Genomic DNA, 24,988 nt, shown 5'->3' on the forward strand with positions numbered 1-24,988 from the left:
GCGGAGGATCGCGATATGCTTGGAACCGTCCTTCTTATTATTCTGGTACTGCTCCTGATCGGTGCCATTCCGGCCTGGCCCTATTCGGCCAACTGGGGGTATGGCCCTTCCGGGCTGCTCGGAGTGGTGGTCGTCATACTCCTGATCCTGTTGCTGATGGGCAGGATATGATGTGCGGCGGGTCCGATCAGGACCCGCCGGCTTTCACCAAGCCGCGCCGTCGATAAGGCGGTGCGGGATATCTTCCCAGACCGAGCGATCGAACATCCGCAGGTTCACGCCCATCTTCGTCGCGCTGCGACCGATCGGCGACCAGTGGGTGATGCAGCCGCAGATGCTGCAATGGAACATGGTAAGCGTCTTGTCGCCCTGGACATAGCCGACGAGGCGCTTCTCCTCATCGCTGACCGTAACGTCGCTCGGGGCGTAATAGCCCCAGAGCCCGCCAACCCTGCTGCAGAGCGAACAATTGCAATCACCGAGCGTTTCAGGGCGGACCGGCACGGTGATGCGAACCGACCTGCAATGGCAATGGCCTTCGATCATTTTCGAGTCTCCCCATCGGCGCCCCGTGAGCGGGCAGTCGTCGATTGAGGCATTATCGACCTTATCCGACCGCAGTCCAGCGGCGCCACCTCGGCCGACATTCCTCTGCTGACGAACGACACGCGCGCGGACCTCTATCCAGACAGGGCATCGCCACCGATGACACCCTCCAGCACATCCGCCGCGGGCGCGCCCGAGATTTCGGCGATGCTGAAAGAGCAGGCCATGCTCATGGCGGAGCTCGACCGGCGCCGAAGGACCGATATTCTGGCGCGGTACCGGCCGTACTCCAAGCAGAGGGACTTTCATTCGGCCGGAGCCAGCTATCGCGAGCGGCTGTTCATGGCGGGCAACCAGCTCGGCAAGACGCTGGCGGGAGCGGCCGAAGCGGCGATGCATCTGACGGGGCGTTACCCGGACTGGTGGCAGGGGAGGCGCTTCGAGAAGCCGATCGTCATGCTCGCCGGCTCGGAATCCTACGAGCTGACGCGCGACGGCGTGCAGCGGCTGCTCGTCGGGCCGCCGTTGACCGAGGAGGACTGGGGCACGGGCTTCATTCCGAAGGCGGCGATCCATGCGACAACCCGGCGCTCCGGCGCGTCCGGGGCACTCGACAGCGTAACGGTGCGGCATGTCTCAGGCGGCGTCTCGACGCTGCTTTTCAAGGCCTATGAGCAGGGGCGCGGCAAGTGGCAGGCGAACACGGTGGACTATGTCTGGTTCGACGAGGAGCCGCCGGAAAACGTCTATTTCGAGGGCATCACCCGCACCAATGCGACGCGCGGCTCGGTTGCCGTAACCTTCACGCCGCTCAAGGGCCTGAGCGGCGTCGTGGCGCGATATCTCATGGAAAAGTCGCCGGATCGCCAAGTGATCACCATGACGATCGATGAGGCCGAGCACTATACGGCCGAAGAACGCCAAAGGATCATCGACAGCTACCCTGCCCATGAGCGCGAAGCGCGCACCAAGGGGGTACCGGCTCTCGGCTCCGGCCGCATCTTTCCCGTGACGGAGGAGGCGATCCGCGTCGAGCCCTTCGATGTGCCGAAACATTGGGTGCAGATCGGCGGCATCGACTTCGGCTGGGACCACCCCTTCGCCGCCGCCGGCTGTGCCTGGGACCGCGACGCCGACGTCTTCTATTTGACCAAACTCTATCGCGAGCGGGAGGCGACGCCGATCATCCATGCGGCGGCGCTGAAGCCCTGGGGAGCCTGGCTGCCTTTCGCCTGGCCGCATGACGGGCTGCAGCACGACAAGGGCAGCGGCGAGCAGCTTGCCGCCCAATATCGCGCACAGGGACTGGCGCTGCTTTCCGAGCGGGCGACCTTCGACGACGGCACCAACGGTGTCGAGGCCGGGCTTTCCGACATGCTGCAAAGGATGCAGACCGGGCGCTGGAAGGTGTTTTCCACCTGTACGGAATGGTTCGAGGAATTCCGTCTCTACCACCGAAAGAATGGCAGGATTGTCAAGGAGCGCGACGACCTGATCTCCGCCTCGCGCTACGCGCTGATGATGAAGCGCTATGCGAGAGCGAACAACGGCAACGCAAACTGGAATTTCACCGCCCGAAAGGTTCTCTGATGGCCGCGATGACCGATGAACGCCTGTGCGCCCTTGTGAGCGAGCTCGTCAAGGACTGCGAAAACTATCGCGATGAGCTTGCGATCGATCGCATCAAGGCGATGGAATATTACGACGGCACGATGAAGGACGTGCCGGCCGATGCCAACCGCTCGAAAGTCGTCTCTCGCGACGTGCGCGCGGCGATCAAGAAGGTGCTGCCGTCGCTGATCCGCACCATTCTCGGCAACGACAAGGTGGTGGAATACTTCCCCGTCAACGAGGGCGACGAGGCGGCGGCAGAACAGGCGACCGACTACATCAACTATGTCGTCTTTCCCGAAAGCAATGGTTACGACGCCGTGCAGGACGCGGCGCATGATGCGCTGAAGCTCCGGAACGGCGTGATCCGCTGGTGGTATGAGAAGGAGGCCACGGTTCAGGTCTCGACCCATACGGGGCTCGACGAGGCGGCGCTGATCCAGCTTGTCGGCGACGACGCGGTGGAGGTGCTGGAGCAATCGAAAACGGTCGAAGTGCTGGAAACGCTACAGGGTCCGGTCGAGCAGCCGCTCTACAATGTGAAGATCCGCCGCCGGAGCGAGCAGGGCACGCCGCGGCTGGCCGGGGTGCCTTTGGAAGAATTCCTGATCCATCCGGATGCGATTTCGATCGAGGATAGCCCGATCACCGGCATTGCCACGCGCATGCGCCGCACGGACCTGATTGCGATGGGACACGACCGGGATCTCATCGAGAGCCTGCCGGCTTCGACCCGCGACGGCGGCCGCGACGACGAGGAATTCACCCGCCGGCGCGGTGCCTTCGAGGCCAAGGATGCCGTGCCGAAGGCGCTCGAGGAGGTGGACTATTACGAGCTCTACGTGAAGGTGGATGCCGACGACGACGGCATCGCGGAGCTTCGCCGCATCGTGCTCGCCGGCGGCACGGGCGAGGAGAACCTCATCTCCAACGACGAGTGGGACGAGGTGCCCTTCGCCGACCTGATCGTCGAGCGGCGCCCGCACCAGCGTGAGGGCGGCTCGGTGACCGACGATCTGGCGGAAATCCAGCGCGTGAAGACCGTGCTGATGCGCCAGACGCTCGACAATCTCTACTGGCAGAACAACCAGCAGCCGATCGTCCAGGAGGGCGCGATCGCCAATCCGGAAAGCGTGCTCAACCCGAAATTCGGCCAGCCGATCCGCGTCAGCCAGGGCATCGATGCGCGCGCCGCACTCGGCTACACCATGGTGCCCTTCGTCGCGAAGGAATCCTTCGCCATGCTCTCCTATCTCGACCAGGAGGCGACCGACCGCACCGGCATTTCGGACGCTTCGAGCGGGCTTGCCCCGGACGCGCTCACGAACATGACGGCGCGGGCAACGGCGCTGATCGAGCAGGCGGGGATCGGCCAGACGGAGCTGATGGTGCGCACCTTCGCACAGGGCCTGCGGCGCGTGTTCAAGGGCCTGCTTCGGCTCGTCATCAAGCACCAGGACCGGCCGCGCATGGTGAGGCTGCGCGGCCAATGGGTGAGCTTCGACCCGCGCCACTGGAACGCCGGGATGGACGCGACGGTGAATGTGGGGCTCGGCGCCGGGACCCGCGAGCGCGACATGATGATGGTGCAGATGGTCCAGCAGCTTCAGGAAAAACTGCTGATGACACTCGGGCCGGACAACCCCTATGTCTCGCCGGACAACCTTTATAACGGCATCGCCAAATCGGTGGAGGCCGCGGGGCTGAAATCGCCCGACCTCTATTTTTCGAAGCCCTCGCCGGAGGAGATCCAGCGGCGGATGCAGGCGAGCGCCAACCAGCCGAACCCGGAAATGCAGAAGCTTGAGATGCGGGCACACGTGGACGCCGAGAAGGCGCGGCTTTCAGCCGAAAACAACCGGCGGAAGCTGGAGATCGAGCGCGAGCTGAAGCTTGCCGAACTCCAGCAGAACGGCGCCCTGAAGCGCTACCAGATCGACGCCGAACTGAACCTGAAGCGACAACAGAGCCTGGCGGAGGCAGTGAGCGGCGAGCCGGTAACGTCGGTCCATATCGGAGGACGAACGGGATGAAAGTTGGGGGGTTGAAACCCGCTACGCCTCAGAATATGCCTACTGCATGAAAAATGTTCGCTACCTTTGCTTGTTCTTTGCAACGCTCCCTTTCATCCTTGCATCTTGCAGCGAATCGACTGTGACCGCGGTGCCCGCACGTGCAGCGGTCAAGGCCCAAGCGCTGGCAACCAAAACGGCGGGCAAGCCGAGTCCCCGACAATGCTCGACACCGGCCCAAGTCTGCCCCTATGGCACCGGTTCCGCCGGTGAGCCATGCTCCTGTTGGGCAACCGACGGCACGCCGGATGTAGGCGTTACGACGCTAGGCGCGAAGGTTTCCCCCGAGACGCGTGACTAAAAGCTGATCGGAGGCACCTTTCGTCGGGGTGCCCGCTCGTCTTTGGGAAAATCGACGACGGCTCTTTTTGGCTCGCATCCTCGCGCAGCCGAGGGTGTCTGCACCACTCCTTTCCGAGCAACTGGTAGAGAATCAACATACTGCCGTGTGCCCGCTCGGTTGGTCCGTCGGGCTGCTCGCAAGAAAGAGCACTGGATATGAAGGCAGAAGAAAAAAAGGCGGCTGCGCGAGCGCTTCTCGACAATCCGCTGTTCGAGCGCTTGATGGAGGAGTTGGAGGCGGCGGCCATCAACGGCTGCATCAACGCGAATCTCACGGACCACGAAGCGCGCGCCGCCTTCGCGGCAGAAGCTCGGGCAGTCCGCAACTTCCGCGCAAGGCTGAAGTTCTTCGCGGAGCAAGCCAAATCCGAAGGCATGAACGCCCCGGTGTGAAGGTGTGCACTGCGCGGCAGGCCTGCCTTCCTGAAGCGCCTCATTGTCAAACTGATTCAAGAAATCGGGGCGGCATCTGAAATCTCCCCAAATTTCTCGGTGCGGGAGTGCGCGAAAGCGGCACCTCCGCTCCGAATCTCTCTCAAGAGGTCTTTCCATGATGAACGATAGTGCCAACCCGCCTTCCGGCGGGAGCAAAGCCGTTGTCGACTCGCATGAGCTCCCAAGTATCGACAACCTCGACTTCTGGGAGCCGCACAAGGCGAACCCGCACGACGAGGAAGAGCGGCACGGCGAGGGGGCCGTAGACGACGAGCGAGACGAGGCCCACGTCGAAGGCGAAGAGCCAACCCTTCCTGATGAGGAGGAGGCAACGAATGAAGCCGAGAACATGATCGTCACGCTCAAGGGCGGGGAAGAGGTTCCGCTCAAGGAATTGAAGCTCGGCTACATGCGGGACCGCGACTATCGCCATAAGACCCAGGATCTCGCCAAGCGGGGGCGGGCCTTGGAAAGCATGAGCAGCAGGGTCGCCGCAACTGCCAGTGCCGTTGCGGAACTGGTTGCGGCCCAAATCCCCTTGGAGCCGCCGGAGGAACTGCGGGTCCACAATCCGGATGCCTATCAGCGACAGTGGGCGCTACACCAGGCCGGGCGGGAACAGCTTGCGCGGGTGATGGCCCTGGGCGAAGAACCGGCGGACGTTGCGGCGGAGCTTCAGGCCGCGGCGAGCGAGGAGAGGCTGGAGGCAGAAAATGCCAAACTCCTCGAGGCTTTCCCGCAGACCGGGCATGACGAGGGTCGGCAGGCCTTCTTCGCCGAAGCCTTCGAGGCGGCGAAGGACCTCGGCTTTTCCGACGAGGAGGTGCGCGAGGTCGTCGATCATCGGCTGTTCAAGCTCGCGCATTACGCTCGCCTCGGCCTGCTTGCGGAACGGTCGCGGGCAAGGGCCTTGCAGAAGGTGGCCGCGGCGCCTGCCGCCGCGCCGCGCATGAAAGCAAAGAACCAGGCGCAGCGGCAGCAGCGCGAAAGCCGCGAGGCAATGCAGCGACTTGCAAGAACGGGATCGATCCGCGACGCGATGGCGGTCGATTTCGAGTAATTCGACAAGCGTTGGCCGAGCGGCAAGCGTTCACGAAGCGCTGCTCAGCGATCGCTCGCATGCACCTTCATTCGACACAGTGACCGCCTTCCATGTGCCTGTCCGGGCGCGTGGCGACGGATCACGTCACCACATAAGGACCATCAAATGGCAGTTCTCACCAATACCTTTCAGACAACGCAGGCCGTCGGCAACCGCGAGGAGCTTTCCGACGTGGTGTCGCGGATCACTCCAGAAGATACCCCCATCTATTCACTGATCGAAAAGGGCAAGTGCACGACCTATCACCCGGAATGGGAGACGGACGAACTTGCCGCGCCCGGCGCAAATATCCGTGAAGAAGGCGAGGAATACGCCTTCGGCGCGATCACTCCGCCGATGCGGCTTGGTAACTACACCCAGATCATGCGCAAGGACTGGATTATCTCCGCGACGCAGGAGGTGACGGCTGAGGCTGGTAACGTGCAGAAGCGGAAATACCAGAAGCTAAAGAAGGGCGTCGAAATTCGCAAGGACGTGGAGTTCGCGATCGTCGATACTAACGCAACGGTCGCCGGCAGTACCCGTGAATTCGGGTCGCTCAGCACTTGGACCACTAGCAACGTCTCTCGCGGCGCCGGTGGCGCAAATGGCGGCTTTAACGTTGGCACCGGTCTGACTGTGGCGCCGACCGAAGGGACGCAGCGTCCCTTTACCAAGGCCATCCTCGATGCTGTGATGCAGCAGGGCTATCAGAACGGCGCCAATTTCCGTCACGTCTCCGTCTCTCCGTATGTGAAATCCGTCTTCGTCACCTTCATGTCCGACAGCAACGTAGCGCCTTTCCGCTATGCGGTGTCGCAAAGCGGTGAGCGCAACACCATTGTCGCGACGGCGGACTATTACGAAGGCCCGTTCGGCACGGTGATGATCCACCCGAACCGGGTCCAGGCGGTGAACGGCGGGGTCGCCCGCAACGCCTTCTTCATCGACACCGACATGCTCTCCTTCCTGTGGCTGCGCCAGATCCAGGAGGATCGCGACGTTGCCAAAACTGGCGATGCCGACAAGGGCGTCATCATCGGCGAAGGCACGCTGAAGGTACACAACGAGAGGGGCATTGGCGTTGCCGCCGACCTCTTCGGACTGAGCTCCGCCAGCTAGCCCGGGTTCCAAGTTTCGGCTCAAGCGCACCGACTGCGCGTCGGTCCCTGTTTCCGGGAGAAATGAATGGCAGACACAAAGACCACCACGGTACCCGTTAAACTTCTCTATGATACCTGGGCGATTGACGAGGAACGGATTCCAGCCGGCACCGTACTCGATTTGCCGGTCAAGGCGGCGAAAATCCTGATCGCCCAGGGCAAAGCCGAACGCAACGATCCTCTTCCAGGTGAAGAGGGATGATTGTACGCGACGGCGACTGGAAGCTCTACGACTATGATTTTCAGACCGGCCGCTCCGTCTGGGTGATGGAGGACGGCAACAGGACCCATTGGCGGACGGACTATCCGGTCGAAAACCTCGTCCGCCAGAACGCCTTCACCCGCCATGCAACTGCCGGCAACGCTTTCGGCGACTGGACCAAGGTCGCCTCGGTCCCGCTCAACCTGGCGCATTCCGAAAGCCTGGTCAGGGCGCATTCCGAAGGCGACGACCGCTATGTGAAGCGGTGGCTGAACGACGGCGACAACCGCGCCTGGCGCAGCTTCGAGGGACATCTATGACCCTATTCGATTATGCGTCGCTTCTCGTCGATGCAGGCGACTACTCCGGCCGGGACGACGTCGCGCATCTTTTTCCACGCTTTCTCGCGCTTGCCGAACTCAAGCTCAACCGCGTGATGCGCGTTGCCGACATGGAGAAGACGGTGGCGGTGCCGCTGACGGAAGGCGAAGGCAGATTGCCGGCGGATTTCCTGGAGGCGCGGCAGGTGCTTGCCGCCAGCGGCCGGGCGCTTCGGGCGCTGCCGCTGCAGGAACTCAGCAATCACGTGACCTCCGACGGTGCTCCGATCGGCTACGCGATCGTCGGCAGCGCCATCCAGGTGCGGCCGAAGCGCGGCGAGAACATCCAACTGACCTATTACGGGAAAATCCCGCCGCTGACGGCCGGAGCGCCAGGCAACTGGCTGATCGAAAGGGCGCCGGACGTCTATCTCTACGCGCTCGTCGAGGTGATAGCCATCTGGGAGCGGGACGCAGCCAAGGCGGGTGCGGCCGAGGCGCTGAAGCGACAGGCGATGGCCGGGCTCGGGCTTGCCGACGAGCGGCTGCGCTTCGGTAATGCCGCAATCGTCATCGGAGGGCTGACGCCATGACGCTTCTGACCGTGATCAACGAGGTCGCGGACATCGTTTCGCTCGACCGCTTCGACAGCGTTTACGGCACGAACGATCCGAATGCGCAGACGATGGTGGCGCTGGCCGAGGAGGCGGGTGCCGAGATTGCGCGGCGCGCCGACTGGAAGAGGATGCTGACGACGCATGCCGTCTCCGCTTCGCCGGAGCTCCTGCCTGCCGACTATCAGCGGCTGGCGCCCGGCGGGGCGGTGCGGGCGGCTGACGGCCACTTCTTCCGACCTATCGCCAACGGCGCGCAATGGGCGGTGATCGTCGGCATCGCCTCGGCAGAGCCCTACTGCCACCTCCGCGGCAGGGAGATGCATTTTTCGCCGGCCGCTTTCGCCGCCGGTGCGACGATCGAATACGTCTCGAAAAATTGGGTACTCGGCGATCCTTACGAGGAGCGGGATACCTTCCGGGCCGACGACGACACGACGCTCTTTCCCGAGCGGCTGCTGAAGAAGGGGCTGATCTGGCGCTGGAAGCGCCAGAAGGGCCTCTCCTTCGAAGACAACCTCGCAGAGTTCGAGGCGGATCTCCTGCAGGAGATCAACGCGGACAGGGGAACATCATGATGACAGTTCGCACGAATACAGTCCGGCCGGGCCGCCTAGCGCAGACCAACCGGGGGCAGGCGAGAATCGGCCGGCCGCAGGCCTCGCAATCGGTCACATTCCCGGCTCCGAAAGAGGGGCTCGTCACGACCGCTGACATGGCATCGCAGACCCCGGGCTCGGCCACGGTGCTCACGAACTTCCTGCCGACGCTTGCCGGCTGCAGGATCCGTGGCGGCTCGCGCAAGGTCGGGCTTGCGGCAGACGGCGGCGCCATCCGCAGCGCCTTCAAATACAAGTTCGGCAGCAACGAAAAGCTGTTCATGGCGACGGAGAGCGCGATCTACGATATGACCGCGCCGGCCGCTCCGCCGGCAACGACTGCGGCGGCGGTTGGCGGGCTTTCCGGCGGCGACTGGTGCGCCTTCCAACACACGACCGCCGGCGGCTCGTTTCTCGTCTGCCTCAATGGCGCCGACACGCGCCGCATCTATGACGGCACCACCTGGACGACGACGCCGACGATCACATTTTCCGACTCGACCACCATGGCGCAGCTCAACTACGGCTGGCTGTTCAAGAACCGCGAATTCTTCCTGAAGAACGCGACGCTCGACGCCTACTATTTGCCGGTGAACGCGATCGGCGGCGCGGCGGCCGTGTTTCCGCTTGGCGGGGTGATGAAGAAGGGCGGGTCGCTCATCACCGGCTTTTCCTGGTCGCTCGAAAGCGGCGACGGGCTTTCCGATCTCTGCGTCTTCGTCTCGACGGAAGGGGAGATCGCCGTCTATGCAGGCTCTGACCCCTCCAGCGCCAGCGACTTCGCGTTGAAGGGCGTCTACCAGATCGGCAAGCCGCTTGGAAAGAACGCCTGGATCCGCGTTGGGGGTGACGTGCTGATTGCGACTTCGGACGGGCTGACGCCGATGTCGCAGGTGTTTCAGCGCGACCGGCAGGCTCTGATCCAGGTCTCGGTCTCGCGGTCGATCGAGGACGACTGGCGGCGGGCGGCGAACGCCACCGGCTCCGGCTGGACACTGGAACCGTGGGCCGAACAGAACCTGGTCTTCATCGCCTTTCCCGAGAACAGCGTCGTGAGCGACAAGACCTTTGTCCTGAATGTGCTCAGCGGGCGCTGGGCGACGATCAGCAACTGGCGGGCCAACTGCTTCGAGACGCTGCAGGGCGGACTCTTCTTCGGCTCGCGCGAGGGCTATTGCTGGCAGGGCGACACCGGCGGCACCGACGACGGGCTGACCTTCGCGGCCACCTATCTCTCGCAGTTCGCGCCGGTCGGACAGTTCGGTCAGCGGACGGCGGCGACGATGGCACATATGTATTTCCGCGCCAAGACGAAGCCAAAGGTGCAGCTCTTCGCCCGCGCCGACTTCGACCGGAGGGTGCCGCCCTTCGCCCGGGTGACGGAGGGGGATGCGGGTTCGCCGGAATGGGATGTCGGCCTCTGGGATGTGGCGCGCTGGGACGGCGTGTCGGAGGCGCTGCGCTACGATTTTCGCCAGAATGTGCGGGCGAGCGGCGACATGCTGGCCGTCGGTTGCGTGATCACCTCAGGCGGCGCGGTGAAACTCGACATCGAAGTGGACGTCGCGACGTTGCAAGTAGCAGCGGGGGAGGCGAGCGCTTGAACATCATTTGGGGCGGGGCGGGCGACCCTGCAACCAATCAGGGGATCGCCGCTTTTGTTGCCGACCGGATCGACGGCTGCGAGAGGGGCTTTGCCGACTTTACGGCGCTCGGCGTGACGGAGGAGGGCAGGCTCCTCGCCGGCGTCGTCTTTCACAACTATTCGCCCGAAGCGGGCGTCATCGAGCTTTCGGCCGCGGCCACCAGCAAACGCTGGCTGACGCGGCCGGTGCTGAAGGCCATGTTCGGCTATCCATTCGACGAGATCGGCTGCCAGATGGCGGTGCTGCGCGTCTCGGAAGAGAACCGCGGCATGGTCTCGATCGCCCGCCGCTTCGGGTTCACGAGCTACCGCATCCCCCGCCTTCGCGGGCGGGAAGAGGCGGAAATCATCTTCACTCTGACAGACAACGACTGGCGGGCACATCCCGTCAATCGAAGGTAGGTGTGCTATCGGAAAGTCAAAAGCTCCCACGCCCCCCGATCCGAAGGCGACGGCGGCGGCACAGACCGCCACCAATATCGGCACTGCCGTTGCCAACGGATATATGGGCAATGTCAACCAGGTGACGCCGGACGGCAGCCTCAGCTACAGCTACACGACGCAGAAATGGACCGATCCACTGAGCGGCAACGTCTATGATCTGCCCGTGGCGACGGCGACGCAGAAGCTTTCGGAGATGCAGCAGAAGATCAAGGATCAGAACGATGTGGCGAGCCTCAACTTAGCGACGCTCGCCACATCGCAATCGAGCCGGCTGAACGATCTGCTCGGCAAGCCGATGGACATATCGAAAGCTCCGGTCGCCGGTGACCCTTCGAAGCTGAGGTTGCCGCAATACCAGCAGTTTGCTGCTGGGCCCAGGCTTCAGACCTCCATCGGCAATGCCGGCGACATCATGCGAAGCTACGAGACGGATTTCGATACTTCGACATACGAGAACGCGCTGATGGCCCGGCTCAATCCGCAGCTCGAGCGCGACCGCGCGGCGCTGGAGACGCGGCTTGCCAATCAGGGCCTGCAGCCGGGGTCTGAGGCCTATAACCGGGCGATCGACGAGGCGAACCGGACGTCGAACGACGCCCGCATCGCCGCCGTGCTCAATGCCGGCCAGGAGCAGACGCGGCTTGCCAACGTCGCGAACCAGAAGGCGAGCTTCGAGAATGCGGCGCAGGCGCAGGCCTACGGACAGGCATTGCAGAACGCCGATTTCGGCAACAACGCAAACCAGCAGATGTACCAGAACGGCCAATCGGCGACGGCGGCCAACAATGCGCTCCAGGACCAGAGCTTCAACGCTCAGCAGGCGCAGATCAATGCCCAGAACACCGCCCGCTCGAACTATCTCAACGAGCAATATGCGAGCCGCAACCAGCCGATCAACGAGATCGCGGCGCTGCTTTCAGGCGCACAGGTGACGAGCCCGAATTTCGTGCAGACGCAGGGGCAGTCGATCCAGCCGGTCGATTATGCCGGGTTGGTGCAGCAGAACTACCAGAACCAGATGGCGGCCTATAACGCCCGGCAGCAGGCGGGCGGCAATTTGCTCGACTCCCTGCTGGGCTTTCTTCCGAAGTCCGACCGCCGCGCCAAGAAGAACATCGAGAAGGTCGGCAGGCTCAAGGGCCACAACCTCTATGAGTTCCAATACAAGGGCGAACCCACCTCCGGGCCGAAGCATATCGGCGTGATGGCGCAGGAGGTGGAAAAGACCCGGCCAGAGGCGGTGCTGCGCGGGGCTGACGGTATGCGCCGGGTGGATTATGGCCGGCTTTTCGCGGCGGGGAGGGGGCGGAAGTAAAGGCAGCCGCGGCAAGGTGCGGAGGTGGCGGGCGCCATTCCAATCCATGTTCCATTCGTTTCGCGGGCCTCCCATCGGGGGTCTTTTTTCATGGAGGCTATCTTGCCAAGGACAGGCGGAGTCTATTCCCCACCGGCCGGCACCAAGGGGGTGCCGAACACCACGATCCAGAGCGTCCCCTACAATGCGCTGATCGACGACCTGACGGCCGACGCCAATGCGGCGCGGCCGATCACCGCGGGCGGAACGGGCGCCACAAGCGCCAGCGCCGCCCGCGCAGCTCTCGGCGCGCAGGCTGCGAGCGCGGCGCTCGCCTCGATTGCCGGACTTGCAACGGGCGCGGACAAAATGATCTACACGACCGCGGCGGACGCCTATACGACGACCGCTTTGACGCTGTTTGCGCGCACACTTCTGGACGATGCGACTGCCGGAGCCGCCCTTACGACGTTGGGCGTCTCAGCTTTTGCGCAGACCGTGCTCGACGATGCGGACGCTGCCGCGGCGCGGGCAACGCTCGGTGCCAATAACGCATCGAATCTCACGGCGGGCACGGTACCCTCAGCTCGACTCGATGGCGCCTATGTCGACTTCATACAGATTGCCGTAACCACGGATGGCGAAGCGGTCAAACTCGTGGGCTCGGCGACGGGCGACCCGTATGTCGGATTCTGGAAGGCGACCGCGCGCCAGGGCTACATTCAGCATCGCGACGGCACGGCGAATGGCGACGGTCTTCGCGCAGCCAACGACGTGACCGGCGACTATTTGTACCTTTCGAATGTGAACAGCACCGATGCGTTGAAATTCTACGACAGCTCCGTTGCGGCGCATAACACCGTCTGGCATTCGGGCAACCTCGCTGCTGCAGACGTCAACGCGCTCTATGGCTACACGCCTGCAAGCAATGCGGTACAGGTGATCGCCGGCAGCGGGCTTACTGGCGGCGGCGCGATTTCGGCAAACCGCACGCTGACGCTGGGCACGCCATCCGACATCACCAACTCAACCACCAATTCAGTTAGCGGGACGAGCCATACGCATGCGCTGGGGTTCGTCGCGGCGGAGGTCTCCACGGCGACCAGCAGCAGTACGACGAGTTTTCCGTTGGGGCACGTGATCAGTTGTTATTCGGCCGCGGGGATAGCAAGACGCGCCCCCATTGCTCCATGCCTATATAGCGCCGACACGATGCAATACGTCGCAAGCGGCACCTCTGGGGCAGGTACTTCCTTGTCAGGGACGTGGCGATCTTGTGGTGTTGTGGGCGGTACCGATCGTTACATTTTGCAAAGGGTAGCTTAATGCAATTAAACCAAGTGCATTCTGTCAGGGCGACGCAGAACCAAGATGTCTACGAGCTGTCGTGTAATATTACCGACATCACTGGAGCTAGCTATGACACCATCTATTTGAGCCGCCCGGAGGATCGCTACGGTCTCAATCCATCTATCCGGAAATGGCTGCAGGAAAATCTGGACGCAACGCTTGAGCCGTATGTTCCGCCGACGAGTGAGCAGATACGGGCCTCGATGCCGCCTCTGACTGCGCGGCAATTGCGGCTTGGCCTGCTCGCAAGTGGGATTTCGGTGCGCCAGGTCTCGGTGGCGATCGGCGCTATGCCGGCCGGCGCAGACAAGGATCGAGCGCAGATAGAGTGGGAATATGCGAGCACCTTTAACCGCACCCATCACCTGATTGGCGCTATTGGCGCAGTCCTCGGGCTCCCGCTTGAGCAGATCGACACAATGTGGGAGGCGGCAGCTTTCTTATAAACTGCGGCTGGATTAATTCACTTAGGGTCGGCCACCAGTCCGCCGCCATCCCCGCGAGTGCATTACCAGCCCGCGGCGCCAAAAGCCGTTCCAGCCCTCAGTCACAGGCTCGAGTAGCCCCAATTCCGTGTGGGGCCAATCCGCTCATCGTCCGGATCAAATTCAATCGTTGGCATAAATCCCAGCTCAATCAATTGTTCCGGACCATAAAATCGGATCGTCGATTCTGCAGCAAATTCGATAGCGCCAGACTTATCGATCTCTCTCTTGAGCGCTTGATAATGTTGCGAACTATTATAGTGCTGCTTATTTGTAACGGCTTCGGCGATCTTTTCTCTGTAGTTCGTGAACAACTTGAAGTGCAACAACACGCCCCATATCGGCGAAAAATTTCGAGTGTAAGGGAGCGGACGATGGATACTGCTACCAAAGTAGCAATCCTTGTCCCAGTATATAAGCGGGTATTTAATCAGCTCATTCTCCTCGTTGAAGAGCCGCTTTCTTGGGCCTCCTTTTACGCTTATCCCGCGTTTAAGAAGTTCTACTTCATAGCCGTCGCGATCGATATTGTCGACGGTATGCCACGGCATGTTGCCGTTTCCGCTCTTCGCATCAGCAGATGGATAAAAATCCAGCATAGGTGCTGGAAGTCTCTTGATGTCGTGCTCTTCGAGCACTGCTATCAGCGCTTTGAGCGGTTCGCGGAGGCATTGGTCGTAGATTAGGAGTTCGTCGGAATCGACGTTCACGTACCAGCGATTGTAGCCATAACGCTCGAACAACGCTTCGCGCCACCGGCGCCCTCGTCGAGCTGCTTCAAAACGAATCGGAGATGTCCAGACGTCGACGTCCGGCTGGTCCATCAAATGATCACGGGTCCCATCCGTCGAAACGTCATCAAGGCAAATAAACCGAGTGACGCCAAGCTTCCGATAGTGGCTTAGGAATGCCGGGACGAGCGCCATTTCATTGTGTGTGACGAATACGAGCGGTAGATCCGCGGCGTCCAGCGGACGCACGGCCTTTACCGGGGAAATGGGGACTTTCTCGCCGTTCCTGCGCTCCCTAGCGGTGACCCGCCAACTGTCGTAAAAAGTTTGCAGACGAGCAACGATATTCCTATGCGGAAAAGAAAAATTACGCTCAAAGGGATATCTCATCTATAAAACCCAGAAAAGCTTGTATCGCGTCTTTCGCCGTGCATCGTTCCAGCACATCCTGAAAAACTTTAATCTTGTCATTAAGCTTACTTTTGGAAGTTTTTTTGTTAACTTGTAACATCCCAATGTGTATTTCAGCCTTTGATCAAGCTTCTCACGGAAGCTCTTTGCGCCATAACGTTGCTCTGACCCAGAACCCTCTGTAAAGTCGTATGTTGGTCCTTCGACGTACGCCACTAGATCCAGAACTACTAGTTCTGAGACGACGTAGGATGAGAAGCACCAAGGATTACCGAGTTCGTACCAGCGTGCCATCAGCATGTCTTTTGCGCTGGCTCTGTACAAGCCGTAGATCCACTCAGCCGGGAAAGTAAGGTTTCTTGGGACGTGGCCAGATGCATACGCTCTTGTGAAATCAAATACGGCTTTATCAGGATACTTGATTCTGCTCCCGTTCGGTCCAACCAGTTTTGTAGAGCATGCTGCAAGTAATTTCTGGGGATCCTGATCAAGTGCTCCGACCAGGCGCGCTAAAAAATCCGGAGAGGAATGGTCATCGCATGCACGAAGACAGAAATATTCTCCACGAGTTGCGCCGAGTTGGACAGCGCGAGCGAAGTTCACTAGCGCACTTACATGCTGTTCTGTTCGGACAATAGAGAAACGACTATCCATTTTGCAAAATTGCTCAGCGACCCGGAGTGTGTCGTCTGTCGATTTATTATCGAGAATAATCGCTTCGAAATCTCTAAATGTCTGATCAGCGATGCACTGTAGACTGCTGCTGAGAGTTCTTTCGCCATTGTAAACGGGAAAGACGACCACGACTTTAGTTTTGGCCATTTATATTGTCTCGGGATTGGAATTGTGTTGCTCATACAGAATGTTGTCACCACCCGCAACAGGACACATCCGCACCAGCATCACCCACGACATCCGGTTGCCCCGGTCATGACGTCCGTCCCACGGCATGCACTGAAGCCCCGGCTTCGGAGATAAACTGTGGGATGTGCCGGCCGAGAAAGCCGCTTGCCTGAAACAAGGACCCTATCCACGAAAAGATGCCCCGCCTCAACAAAGGGCATCCCTACAGCAACTCGCGCGGAAAGAGAATACGCCAGTCTCAATCCATAAGGGATAGATCATCCTTTCCCCAGCAAAGGCAATCCACCATGACCCACACCATGCCTCCCGGCGCGGCGCTTCTGCTTGGCTTCATCCGCGAAGCGGAAGTCGGCAGAAGGGATCGCGCCTCCTATGAGGTGATCTATGCACACAGACAGAACTGCCTGAAGAAGCCGCTGACCGCCATGACGCTTGGCGAGGTGATCGCCGCCCAGAAGACCTGGTCGAAGTCGCATGGATCGAGTGCGGCCGGCGGCTACCAATTCATGCGCGCGACGCTGATTGGGCTGCTCCGGGACGTTCCGTGGTTGGAGGAGGACCAGTTCTTCGAGCCCGGCTTGCAGGACAGGCTGGGGCTTCATCTCCTGAACCGCAGGGGCTTTGCAAGCTTCCTTGCCGGCGAGATCACCCTGGCCGAGTTCGGCCGGCGGCTGGCGATGGAATGGGCATCGCTTCCGGTGCTTGCGGAGAGCGACGGCGACCGGCGGCGCGTGAAACGCGGCCAGTCCTATTACGCCGGAGACGGGCTCAACAGGGCGCTGGTGAAGCCGGACAAGGTCGAGGCGGTGCTTCGCCAGGTGTTTTCCGCCGCTCGACCAGCGGATGCGACGCCGGGGCCAGCGGAGGACGTGCCGGCCGCGATCGCGCGGCCCGAAGGACGGCGCAAACCCGTTGCCCGTTCGGGGCGGTTCTGGACATGGCTGCTGACCGCCGGCGGAACGATCATCACGGCGCTCAAGGAATTGAACCTGGTGGCACTCGACTGGCGGGTGCAGCTTGCCATCCTGACGACGATCGTCGGCTTCGCGGTCTACGCAATCTCATCGATGCCGGCGGTCCGCGATGCCCTGGGGCTCGGGCGATGAGTTTTCCCTGGAGCAGGTTTCTGGGCGGCATGCTTGTGCTTGCCGCCCTCTTCTGGGCTGTGCTGGAAATCCGCGAGAACGGTGCTCAGGCGGTCCGCAATTCAATCGAAAGGCAAAACAATGAAGCGGCGAATAGCGCTGATGCGAAGCGCCTTGACTATGATGCCTGCTCTCATTCTGGCGGGTTGTGGAACTTCGGCGCCGGCAAATGTGAGCGGCCTGCGCGGCGTGGTCGGCACTGACCTCGTCGGCGCTCGCGGCGCGACGGCGGCAGACCAGCGCAGGATTGACAGGACGGTGGTCGGCCTTTGTGCCGCTTCGGTCTGGGTAAAGAGCGAATGCACGAGACACGGGGAGCTCCGCGATGGTTGACGCCACGGTCCACCAACAGCTTGGGACATTGATTGCCGAGGTGAAAAACCTGCGGGAGGATTTCCGCCGTGCGGAGGACAGGTCCGACGCCGGGCGAAACTCCATGGATCGGCGCATGGACGAACTCGTCGAACGGGTTGGAACGCTCGAGACGTCGATGACGCTCGTCAAGGACGACATCGTCGAGATGAAGCCGGTGACCGAGGACGTCCGCAAATGGAAGCTGATAGGCATGGGGGCGCTTGGCGTCATCGGCATCGGTGGCGCGGCACTCGGCGTCACCTTCGCGGATGCGGCCCGGCGGGCGATCATGCTGATCAGGGCAGCGTAGCTTATGTGCGGTGCGCAAACCCCCGGCGCCTTCGGGAAGCTGGCCCTCGTCGCCCGGTTCGAACGGCTCTTTCGCGTCAGTCGTCGTCGAAAAGCAGGAAATCCCGATAACGCCGGCTGACAAGCCGGAGCGACCGATCCGGCTCGATCACATAGGTCTCGTAAACGCGACGGCCGAACGGACCAATGAACTGGTGCGGCACGATGCTGCCGACCGGCGCCTTGGTGAGTTTCGTGCGCGGCTGGCCACCGTAGGTGATGCTGCCGGGAATGGGCTCAAGGCCGTACGAATAGCCGACCGAGGATGTCGTCATCTCGCAGCCGGCAAGCAAGAGGGCCGTGCAGAGCGTGGGAAGTGTGTGTTTCATGGCAATCTCCGAATTGCAGAGTTCCTGCCGAGTCAGTCGAAGATATCGTAGTCGATGCGCCGGCTCGTCAGCCGCAGCGAGCGATCCGGTTCAATTATATAGGTTTCCGAGACGCGGCGCCCAAAATCGTCGAAGAAGCGGTGCGGCACGGTGCTGCCGACCGGCGCCTTGGTGAGCTTTGTGCGCGGCTGGCCGCCATAGGTGATGCTGCCGGGGATCGGCTCCAGATTGGGCCCATAGCCGACGGTCTGTGTCGAACTGCAAGCGCCGAGCATCAAAGCTGCGAAAATCGCGGAAAGGGCACTCCGCATGGCGATGTTCTCCGCTCGGGCGCGACGCCGCTGCAAGGCCGGCATCTGCAGGAGCTTCCTGCACGTTTAACTGGTGCATCATTGTATTCCCGAAGCCGCAACGATCAAAGAGCGGAACGCGTTTCTGCGGATTTCTGGTGAAACACAATATTTCAGTTCAAATTCTCGAACATTTCGGTTGCGCAGAACGGGAGGATTGAATGATTTAGGGCAGCCGGATACGCAATCAGCGACGTCCCGGGGGGAGCGTGGACCTTTTCAGGCGATGACGCGTTGCCGCCCTGCGGGCGTCCTTGTTGGCATGTCGCGACCAGTCCGCCGCAGGTGTTTTGCATGACTGTCGAGCAGTCTCTTTCGTTTCTCGTCATTGGCACGATGATGGTCTTCTTCATCTGGGACCGCTTCCGCTATGACGTCGTAGCCTGTTCGGCGCTGATGCTCGCGGTCGCCGTCGGCATCGTACCCTACGACCACGCCTTCGACGGCTTCAGCGACGATATCGTGATCATCGTCGGCAGCGCGCTGATCGTCAGCGCCGGCGTCGCGCGATCCGGCATCGTCGATGCGGCGATCCAGCGCTTCCTTCCGGACCTCAATTCGGTGAGGGCACAGCTCGCGCTGCTGGTGGTAACCGTTACGGTCCTTTCGTCCTTCATCAAGAACATCGGCGCGCTTGCCATCATGATGCCGGTCGCCTTCCAATTCGCCCGGCGCTCGAACGTGCAGCCTTCGGTCTTCCTGATGCCCATGGCCTTCGGCGCGCTGATCGGCGGGCTCATGACGCAGGTGGGCACCTCACCGAACGTTGTCGTATCGCGCATGCGGCAGGAACTGACCGGCGAAAGCTTCAGCATGTTCGATTTCACGCCTGTCGGCGCCTCGCTGGCGTTGGTCGGGGCGATTTTTCTGCTCTTTGCCTATCGGCTCGTTCCGGAGCGAAAAAGCCAGCAGGTCTCGGTGCAGCACGCGATCGAAATCACCGATTATACGTCCGAGGCTATGGCGGCCCCCGGTTCCCCGGCGATCGGAAAGTCGCTCAGCAACCTCGTGAAGCTCGGCGACGGCGGCGCCGTCGTCATCGCCATCTTCCGTCGCGGCACCCACCTGGCGCCGCTCCCCGACGTGGTCATCGAGGCCGATGACATTCTGCTGCTTGAAGGCGGCCCTGCTGCGCTGGACCGCATCGTTTCCCAGGCGAAACTGAAAATCTCCGGCGATCGATCGCCAACGTCCACCGAGACGGCGAGGGCGGAGATTGAGGCGATCGAAGCGGTGATTGCCAGCGGCTCGCCGCTGGTCGGCATGTCTGCGGAGCGGCTCGCACTGTTTCACAATCACAATATCAACCTGCTTGCCGTGAGCCGCCAAGGCGAACGGCTGAAGCAGCGCCTCGGTAGCATAAGGCTGCGGGCCGGCGACATCGTCGTCTTGCAGGGCCGGCGTGCGGAACTGCCGGCGTTCCTTCAGGATTTCAGTTGCTTGCCGCTCGCCCAGCGGGACATCCTGCTCGGGACCACCCGACGTGCCCCCGTGCCGCTGATCGTGTTGGCGACGGCCATGGGCGCGACGGCGGTCGGCATTCTGCCGGTGCAGGTTGCTTTCTTTGCCGCAGCGCTTGCCATGGTGGTCTTTCGCGTCATTCCGCTGCGGGAGGTTTATCGGGCCGTCGACGGGCCGATCCTCGTCATGCTGGCGGCGCTGATCCCGGTCAGCGACACGTTGCGCACGACCGGCGGCTCAGACCTGATAGCGGGCTGGTTGAGCGGCATAGCGGTCAACCTGCCTCCGGCCGGCGCGCTCATGCTCATCCTCGTGGCGGCCATGGCTGTGACTCCGTTTCTCAACAATGCCGCCACGGTGCTCGTCATGGCGCCGATCGCCGCGAGCTTCGCATCGGCGCTGGACTACAGGCCTGATGCCTTCCTGATGGCGGTGGCGATCGGCGCCGGTTCCGACTTCCTGACGCCGATCGGCCACCAGTGCAACACGCTGGTGATGGGGCCAGGCGGCTATCGCTTCGGCGACTATCCGCGGCTCGGCCTGCCGCTCTCCATCGTCATCATCCTCGTCGCCGTGCCGATGCTGATGTGGGTCTGGCCGCTTAGATAAGGAAAGATCCTCGCTGATCTTGTTGCCTCTGTCCGGCGACCGCTCGCCTTCGGGCCTGTTGGAGGTCCGCTAGCAGAGGCGGCGCTGAAGAGTGAATGGGCGGCATTGAAGATCGACGGTGGAAACCGCAAGATCGGCTCCTATCTGAAGAGCGAGTCACGAGAGGCGGTCACATGAACGATGGGGCGGAAATTTGCACGCCGGAAGAGGTGCTGGAGTTCTGGTTCACGGAGCTTTCCTATGACCACTGGTTCACGCCGAGCACCGAACTCGATCGTCAGTGCGTGCAGCGCTTTCAGGCATCGCATCTGGCACTTTCACGGAAGCTCGACGATGGCTGGCGCCAGACGCCGGGCAATCGGCTCGCCGCGATCATCCTGTTCGATCAGTTGCCGCGCAACATGTATCGAGGCTCGCCACTCGCCTATGCGACCGACTGCCTCGCGTTGCGCGAGGCAAAGCTCGCCATAGGGGCCAGTGCCGATATTGCGGTGCCGGCGGAATGGCGTCCGTTTTTCTACATGCCGTTCGAACACTCCGAGAACCTCACCGATCAGACGATGTCGGTGAAGCTGTTTACCGCGCTCGGCGACCCCGGCTATCTCGACTATGCCATTCGCCACCGGGAGGTGATCGAACGGTTCGGGCGCTTTCCGCATCGCAACGCGATCTTGGGGCGCACTTCGACGCCGGCCGAAGAGGAGTATCTCGCGCAGCCGGGGGCGGGCTTCTAGACCAATCGTGCTAATACAGGTCAACTGCGCCGCTTGTGGTCTCAACAGACGCAAGGACAGCGGACATCACGCAAGGGAGAAACGCCATGAGCATGAAAAGGCTGCCGTGGGAGGGCGGGTGCCGCTGCGGACGGGTGCGCATCGAGGTCAGCGCTCCGCCGCTTGTCACCATGGCCTGCCATTGCACGGGGTGCCAGCGCATGACGGCGAGCGCTTACTCATTAAGCGTCGCGGTCCCGAGCGAGGGCTTCGCGGTAACCAAGGGAGACCCGGTGATCGGCGGACTGCACGGCGCGACGCGCCACTATTTTTGCCCGCACTGCATGAGCTGGATGTTCACCCGCCCCGAAGGGGTGGATTGGTTCGTGAACCTTCGTGCGACGATGCTCGACGACGCCAGCTGGTTCGCGCCTTTCATCGAGACCTGGACAAGCGAGAAATTGCCCTGGGCGGCCACGTCCGCCGTCCATAGCTACGAAACCATTCCGGCGATGGAGGAGTATGAGGGCCTGCTGCAAGGATATGCGGAATGGGCCGGGAAGCCGGCCACGTAGAACGTCGCTTTGTCTGCGGAAAGACGCCGCTTGTCTGTTTTGGGTAGGGTGAAACAATTGTGAATTGGCGTCGATTCACGTAGAAATTCATCGCTCCGGGGCGGCTTTTGCATCTTTTTGCCGTCTTGCCTATGCACAGGAGACGAGCTGATCGCTCAGGCGATTTCGTCTGTGTGGCTCCCGGATTTCGAAGGATATCGAATTGCATTCCGCTGCGAAATTGACCGTTCTCTCGATTGCCATTTCGTTCGTCGTGCTGACGCTCGCCGGGGGCGGCACGGCGACGGCCCAGCAGGCGGCGCAACCGCAACAGGCCGCGCCTTCGACGCCGACGCCTGCGCAGCCGCCCCAACCGAGTCCGGAAGCGCAGTCCGCGCCACCCGCTCCGGCGGCCCAAGGCGAAGCCGACGAGGCCCCGGCAAATGCTTCACCCTTGCTGCAGCAGGCGGAAGACCAGCTCGACCAGGCTGACCGAGAGCTCAAGCGGCTGGCCGATCGTGTCGGTGCCGCTGCCGATGACGATACGCTGCTTGCCGAACTCAAGGTGCAGGTCGACGAGCTGTCGAAGCAGATCATCACGGCATCCGTGGCGACGCGGTCGCGTCTCGACGAAATCAAGGCGCGGCTTGCCGAGTTGGGCGATCCGCCGGGCGAGGGCCAGCCGCCCGAGGCGGCAATCGTCACCGAGGAGCGAAAGCGCCTGCTGGCCGAGCGCGGCGCCATCAACGCTCTGACCGGGAGAGCGGAAAATCTTTCCGTTGAGGCCAGGAAGCTCGCCAACGGCATCACTGCCACCCGCCGCGCGCTGTTCTCCAACACCCTGCTGAAGCGCACCGAGGTTTCCGTGGCGATGTTGAGCGAGGCGATCACGACCACGGCTGACGAGAGCAGGGCATTGTGGCGCAGCGTCAGCAGCTGGCTGACGTTTGCGTGGAACTACAAGCGCATTCCCTTCTTGACCGCGATCTTTCTTTCGCTCTGCGGGGCGATGATTTTTCTCGTCGGGGGCTATAGGCTTTTCTCGCCGTTCATTTTGCAGCACGAGGAGCAGGACGAGCCCACTTATTTCCGGCAGCTTTCGCTGGCCTTCTGGTCCACGCTTATTCCGACCATGGCGCTCATCGCCTTCGCAACCTCGAGCTATTTCTTCCTGAGCAGCTTCAATGTCTTGCGGCCGGACATAGCACCGATCATTGCGGTTACGCTTGGCATGGGTGTTGCCGTCTTCTTCGTCACCAGGCTGGCGAGTGCCGTGCTGTCGCCAGCGCGCTCGAGCTGGCGTCTCGTGCGCGTTTCGGATCGCGGTGCGCGCATGCTGATGGCGCCGATCTTTGCCATGGCGCTGGTCAACGGCCTCGACTACTTGCTCGGAAGCATCAGCGATTCCCTTGGTTCGCCGGTCCTGCTGACCGTCGCCAAGAGCTTTCTCGCATCGATCATCATCGGGCTGATATTGATGTCGATGGCATGGATCCGCCCGACGCTCAGGCAGGACGAGCCGTTTGACGCACCCGGTCGTCCGTGGCCGCGGTTCATTTCCGTGTCGCTGCTGTTGTTGGGAGCAGGGCTGATTGCAATAGCCCTTGCCGGGTATGTCGGCCTGGCGCGGTTCATTGCCACGCAGATCATCGTTACCGGCGCCATCCTGGTGACGATGTATATCGGCATTCTCACCGGTCGATCGGTCTCCAAACAGGGCGCCTTCGCGGAAACGGTCGGGGGACGCTATCTCGAACGTCGCTTCAAACTGGAACAGGTGGGGCTCGACCAGATCGGCCTTGTCGCCGGCCTCGGCATATATGCGCTCGTCGCGCTGTTTTTCATCCCGCTGATCCTGCTGCAATGGGGCTTCCAAATCGCGGATATCGAATCCTGGGTCTATCGGTTCGTTACCGAGATCCGGATCGGAACGATTACGATCTCGCTGGTCGGCCTTCTTGCGGGCGTGCTCTTCTTCGCGATCGGCTTTGTCGTCACCCGTTGGGTGCAGCGCTGGATCGACGGCAACGTCATGGCGCGTAGCCGTGTCGATGCCGGCGTGCGCAATTCCATCCGCACCGGCATCGGCTATATCGGCGTCGGCCTTGCCGGCCTCATCGGCCTGTCGGCGGCGGGCATCGATCTTTCAAGCCTCGCTCTCGTCGCCGGTGCTCTCTCGCTCGGCGTCGGTTTCGGCCTGCAGAACATCGTCTCGAATTTCGTCTCGGGCTTGATCCTGCTCGTCGAGCGGCCCTTCAAGGTCGGCGACTGGATCGTCAGCGGCACGACCGAGGGCTTCGTCCGGCGCATTTCCGTCCGCGCGACCGAGATCGAAACCTTCCAGCACCAGTCGATCATGATGCCGAACTCGCTGCTCATCAACGCATCGGTCGGCAACTGGACGCACCGAAACAAGCTTGGTCGCTCCGAAATTACCATCACGCTCAGCTATGCCAGCGATCCGCGCCGGGTCATCGAGCTGCTGCACGAAATCGCCGCCGCCCATCCGATGGTCCTCAAGAATCCGGCGCCGAATGTCGGCTTCACGGCCTTCGGCGACGAGCGCATGACTTTCGAATTGCGCATCTATGTCGCCGACGTGCTGACGGCGGGCAACGTCCGCAACGACATCCGTGTCTCGATTTACGAGCGTTTCCGCGACGAGGAGATCGGCGCCCCATTCCCTGTGAGGGTAGAGGACACGACGCCGGAGGAGGCGACGCCATCCGACATCGAGCTACCAGCGGCTGAGGAAGACAAAACCGAGATTCAGGCGGAGGAGAGCGAGACGCGCCGCCGGTCCTTCGGTGCGCGCAGCAGCAGCCGCTAACGCGAATGAATTTCGAAGCTTCGGTAGCAATTCGAAGTGCTACAGCGCCCCGCAGTAAACGACGGTGGCACGCCCTCATGTGCTTG

The 24,988-nt window shown here is 61.8% G+C and carries 28 protein-coding genes; 23 read left to right on the plus strand and 5 right to left on the minus strand.

Annotated elements, in window-relative coordinates; translation table 11 throughout:
• Positions 1 to 15 precede the first annotated feature (15 nt).
• Positions 16 to 171, plus strand: a complete 156-nt coding sequence (locus CO664_RS06170) for a DUF3309 family protein (protein WP_037423507.1) — start codon at positions 16 to 18, stop codon at positions 169 to 171.
• A 33-nt stretch (positions 172 to 204) separates the two neighbouring features.
• On the opposite strand, the gene CO664_RS06175 is transcribed toward CO664_RS06170, so the two are convergent.
• The gene (locus CO664_RS06175) at positions 205 to 546 is read right to left on the minus strand and encodes a GFA family protein (protein ID WP_037423455.1); all 342 of its coding nucleotides are present in this window, start codon (positions 544 to 546) and stop codon (positions 205 to 207) included.
• 159 nt (positions 547 to 705) lie between these two features.
• Between CO664_RS06175 and CO664_RS06180 the strand changes: the two genes are divergently transcribed.
• The 14 genes from CO664_RS06180 to CO664_RS06240 all read left to right on the plus strand — a co-directional run bounded on the left by CO664_RS06180 (position 706) and on the right by CO664_RS06240 (position 14,164).
• Positions 706 to 2,136 carry a terminase large subunit gene (locus CO664_RS06180; RefSeq protein ID WP_176536502.1) on the plus strand — a complete coding sequence of 477 codons (1,431 nt, stop codon included), beginning with the start codon at positions 706 to 708 and terminating at the stop codon, positions 2,134 to 2,136.
• A complete protein-coding gene (locus tag CO664_RS06185) occupies positions 2,136 to 4,190 on the plus strand; it encodes a phage portal protein (protein WP_097538178.1) in 2,055 nt (684 codons plus the stop codon). Before CO664_RS06180 ends, CO664_RS06185 begins: the two co-directional genes overlap by 1 nt.
• A gap of 537 nt (positions 4,191 to 4,727) precedes the next feature.
• Complete coding sequence (locus CO664_RS06190) at positions 4,728 to 4,964, plus strand: hypothetical protein (RefSeq protein WP_037423463.1); 237 nt, start codon at positions 4,728 to 4,730, stop codon at positions 4,962 to 4,964.
• A gap of 157 nt (positions 4,965 to 5,121) precedes the next feature.
• Positions 5,122 to 6,066, plus strand: a complete 945-nt coding sequence (locus CO664_RS06195; RefSeq protein WP_097538179.1) for a hypothetical protein — start codon at positions 5,122 to 5,124, stop codon at positions 6,064 to 6,066.
• Between the two features lie 147 nt (positions 6,067 to 6,213).
• Positions 6,214 to 7,209: a DUF5309 domain-containing protein gene (locus CO664_RS06200; RefSeq protein WP_097538180.1), complete on the plus strand. Its 996-nt coding sequence runs from the start codon at positions 6,214 to 6,216 to the stop codon at positions 7,207 to 7,209.
• 66 nt (positions 7,210 to 7,275) lie between these two features.
• Entirely contained in the window at positions 7,276 to 7,452 is a 177-nt protein-coding gene (locus tag CO664_RS30590; RefSeq protein ID WP_176536503.1) for a hypothetical protein, read from the plus strand.
• Entirely contained in the window at positions 7,449 to 7,772 is a 324-nt protein-coding gene (locus CO664_RS06205; RefSeq protein WP_097524988.1) for a hypothetical protein, read from the plus strand. The genes CO664_RS30590 and CO664_RS06205 overlap by 4 nt, the downstream gene beginning before the upstream one ends.
• Positions 7,769 to 8,365, plus strand: a complete 597-nt coding sequence (locus CO664_RS06210; RefSeq protein ID WP_097538181.1) for a hypothetical protein — start codon at positions 7,769 to 7,771, stop codon at positions 8,363 to 8,365. Before CO664_RS06205 ends, CO664_RS06210 begins: the two co-directional genes overlap by 4 nt.
• Positions 8,362 to 8,964, plus strand: coding sequence for a hypothetical protein (locus tag CO664_RS06215; RefSeq protein ID WP_097538182.1), 603 nt, complete (start codon positions 8,362 to 8,364; stop codon positions 8,962 to 8,964). Before CO664_RS06210 ends, CO664_RS06215 begins: the two co-directional genes overlap by 4 nt.
• Entirely contained in the window at positions 8,961 to 10,589 is a 1,629-nt protein-coding gene (locus CO664_RS06220) for a hypothetical protein (protein WP_176536504.1), read from the plus strand. The genes CO664_RS06215 and CO664_RS06220 overlap by 4 nt, the downstream gene beginning before the upstream one ends.
• A complete protein-coding gene (locus CO664_RS06225; protein WP_097524984.1) occupies positions 10,586 to 11,032 on the plus strand; it encodes a GNAT family N-acetyltransferase in 447 nt (148 codons plus the stop codon). Before CO664_RS06220 ends, CO664_RS06225 begins: the two co-directional genes overlap by 4 nt.
• A 7-nt stretch (positions 11,033 to 11,039) precedes the next feature.
• Positions 11,040 to 12,389, plus strand: a complete 1,350-nt coding sequence (locus CO664_RS06230) for a tail fiber domain-containing protein (RefSeq protein WP_097524983.1) — start codon at positions 11,040 to 11,042, stop codon at positions 12,387 to 12,389.
• A gap of 90 nt (positions 12,390 to 12,479) precedes the next feature.
• Positions 12,480 to 13,694: a hypothetical protein gene (locus CO664_RS06235; RefSeq protein WP_097538183.1), complete on the plus strand. Its 1,215-nt coding sequence runs from the start codon at positions 12,480 to 12,482 to the stop codon at positions 13,692 to 13,694.
• Positions 13,694 to 14,164, plus strand: coding sequence for a hypothetical protein (locus tag CO664_RS06240; RefSeq protein ID WP_097538184.1), 471 nt, complete (start codon positions 13,694 to 13,696; stop codon positions 14,162 to 14,164). Before CO664_RS06235 ends, CO664_RS06240 begins: the two co-directional genes overlap by 1 nt.
• Before the next feature lie 101 nt (positions 14,165 to 14,265).
• Here CO664_RS06240 and CO664_RS06245 read toward each other — a convergent pair whose 3' ends face one another.
• A complete protein-coding gene (locus CO664_RS06245; RefSeq protein WP_097538185.1) occupies positions 14,266 to 15,324 on the minus strand; it encodes a glycosyltransferase family 2 protein in 1,059 nt (352 codons plus the stop codon).
• On the minus strand, positions 15,325 to 16,167 hold the full coding sequence (locus tag CO664_RS06250) for a glycosyltransferase family A protein (protein ID WP_097538186.1): 843 nt from the start codon (positions 16,165 to 16,167) through the stop codon (positions 15,325 to 15,327). It lies immediately after the preceding gene.
• 329 nt (positions 16,168 to 16,496) lie between these two features.
• Between CO664_RS06250 and CO664_RS30595 the strand changes: the two genes are divergently transcribed.
• From CO664_RS30595 to CO664_RS06265, 4 genes are read left to right on the plus strand one after another with little or no spacing between them, the layout of a single operon-like run.
• Positions 16,497 to 17,315, plus strand: coding sequence for a membrane protein (locus tag CO664_RS30595; protein WP_037423522.1), 819 nt, complete (start codon positions 16,497 to 16,499; stop codon positions 17,313 to 17,315).
• Positions 17,312 to 17,557: a hypothetical protein gene (locus CO664_RS30600; RefSeq protein WP_176536505.1), complete on the plus strand. Its 246-nt coding sequence runs from the start codon at positions 17,312 to 17,314 to the stop codon at positions 17,555 to 17,557. Before CO664_RS30595 ends, CO664_RS30600 begins: the two co-directional genes overlap by 4 nt.
• Positions 17,457 to 17,687 (plus strand): hypothetical protein, encoded by a 231-nt coding sequence (locus tag CO664_RS31115; protein ID WP_097538601.1) that lies wholly within the window; start codon positions 17,457 to 17,459, stop codon positions 17,685 to 17,687. Before CO664_RS30600 ends, CO664_RS31115 begins: the two co-directional genes overlap by 101 nt.
• Positions 17,680 to 18,018 (plus strand): DUF1515 family protein, encoded by a 339-nt coding sequence (locus CO664_RS06265; protein WP_097524976.1) that lies wholly within the window; start codon positions 17,680 to 17,682, stop codon positions 18,016 to 18,018. Before CO664_RS31115 ends, CO664_RS06265 begins: the two co-directional genes overlap by 8 nt.
• Positions 18,019 to 18,094: 76 nt before the next feature.
• Here the strand turns inward: CO664_RS06265 and CO664_RS06270 are convergent, their stop codons facing one another.
• Both CO664_RS06270 and CO664_RS06275 read right to left on the minus strand, forming a co-directional pair.
• On the minus strand, positions 18,095 to 18,385 hold the full coding sequence (locus CO664_RS06270; protein ID WP_097538187.1) for a hypothetical protein: 291 nt from the start codon (positions 18,383 to 18,385) through the stop codon (positions 18,095 to 18,097).
• A gap of 32 nt (positions 18,386 to 18,417) precedes the next feature.
• Entirely contained in the window at positions 18,418 to 18,696 is a 279-nt protein-coding gene (locus tag CO664_RS06275; protein WP_037423532.1) for a membrane protein, read from the minus strand.
• Between the two features lie 333 nt (positions 18,697 to 19,029).
• Here CO664_RS06275 and CO664_RS06280 point away from each other — a divergent pair, with 333 nt between their 5' ends.
• The 4 genes from CO664_RS06280 (at position 19,030) to CO664_RS06295 (ending at position 24,902) form a co-directional block, all read left to right on the plus strand.
• A complete protein-coding gene (locus CO664_RS06280) occupies positions 19,030 to 20,805 on the plus strand; it encodes an SLC13 family permease (RefSeq protein ID WP_097538188.1) in 1,776 nt (591 codons plus the stop codon).
• Positions 20,806 to 20,978: 173 nt separating this feature from the next.
• On the plus strand, positions 20,979 to 21,539 hold the full coding sequence (locus CO664_RS06285) for a DUF924 family protein (RefSeq protein ID WP_097538189.1): 561 nt from the start codon (positions 20,979 to 20,981) through the stop codon (positions 21,537 to 21,539).
• 86 nt (positions 21,540 to 21,625) lie between these two features.
• The gene (locus tag CO664_RS06290; protein ID WP_097538190.1) at positions 21,626 to 22,093 is read left to right on the plus strand and encodes a GFA family protein; all 468 of its coding nucleotides are present in this window, start codon (positions 21,626 to 21,628) and stop codon (positions 22,091 to 22,093) included.
• Positions 22,094 to 22,295: 202 nt separating this feature from the next.
• The gene (locus CO664_RS06295) at positions 22,296 to 24,902 is read left to right on the plus strand and encodes a mechanosensitive ion channel family protein (RefSeq protein ID WP_097538191.1); all 2,607 of its coding nucleotides are present in this window, start codon (positions 22,296 to 22,298) and stop codon (positions 24,900 to 24,902) included.
• Positions 24,903 to 24,988: the final 86 nt, after the last annotated feature.

The organism is Sinorhizobium sp. NG07B (assembly GCF_002532005.1).
In the GTDB taxonomy this organism is placed as follows: domain Bacteria; phylum Pseudomonadota; class Alphaproteobacteria; order Rhizobiales; family Rhizobiaceae; genus Sinorhizobium; species Sinorhizobium fredii_C.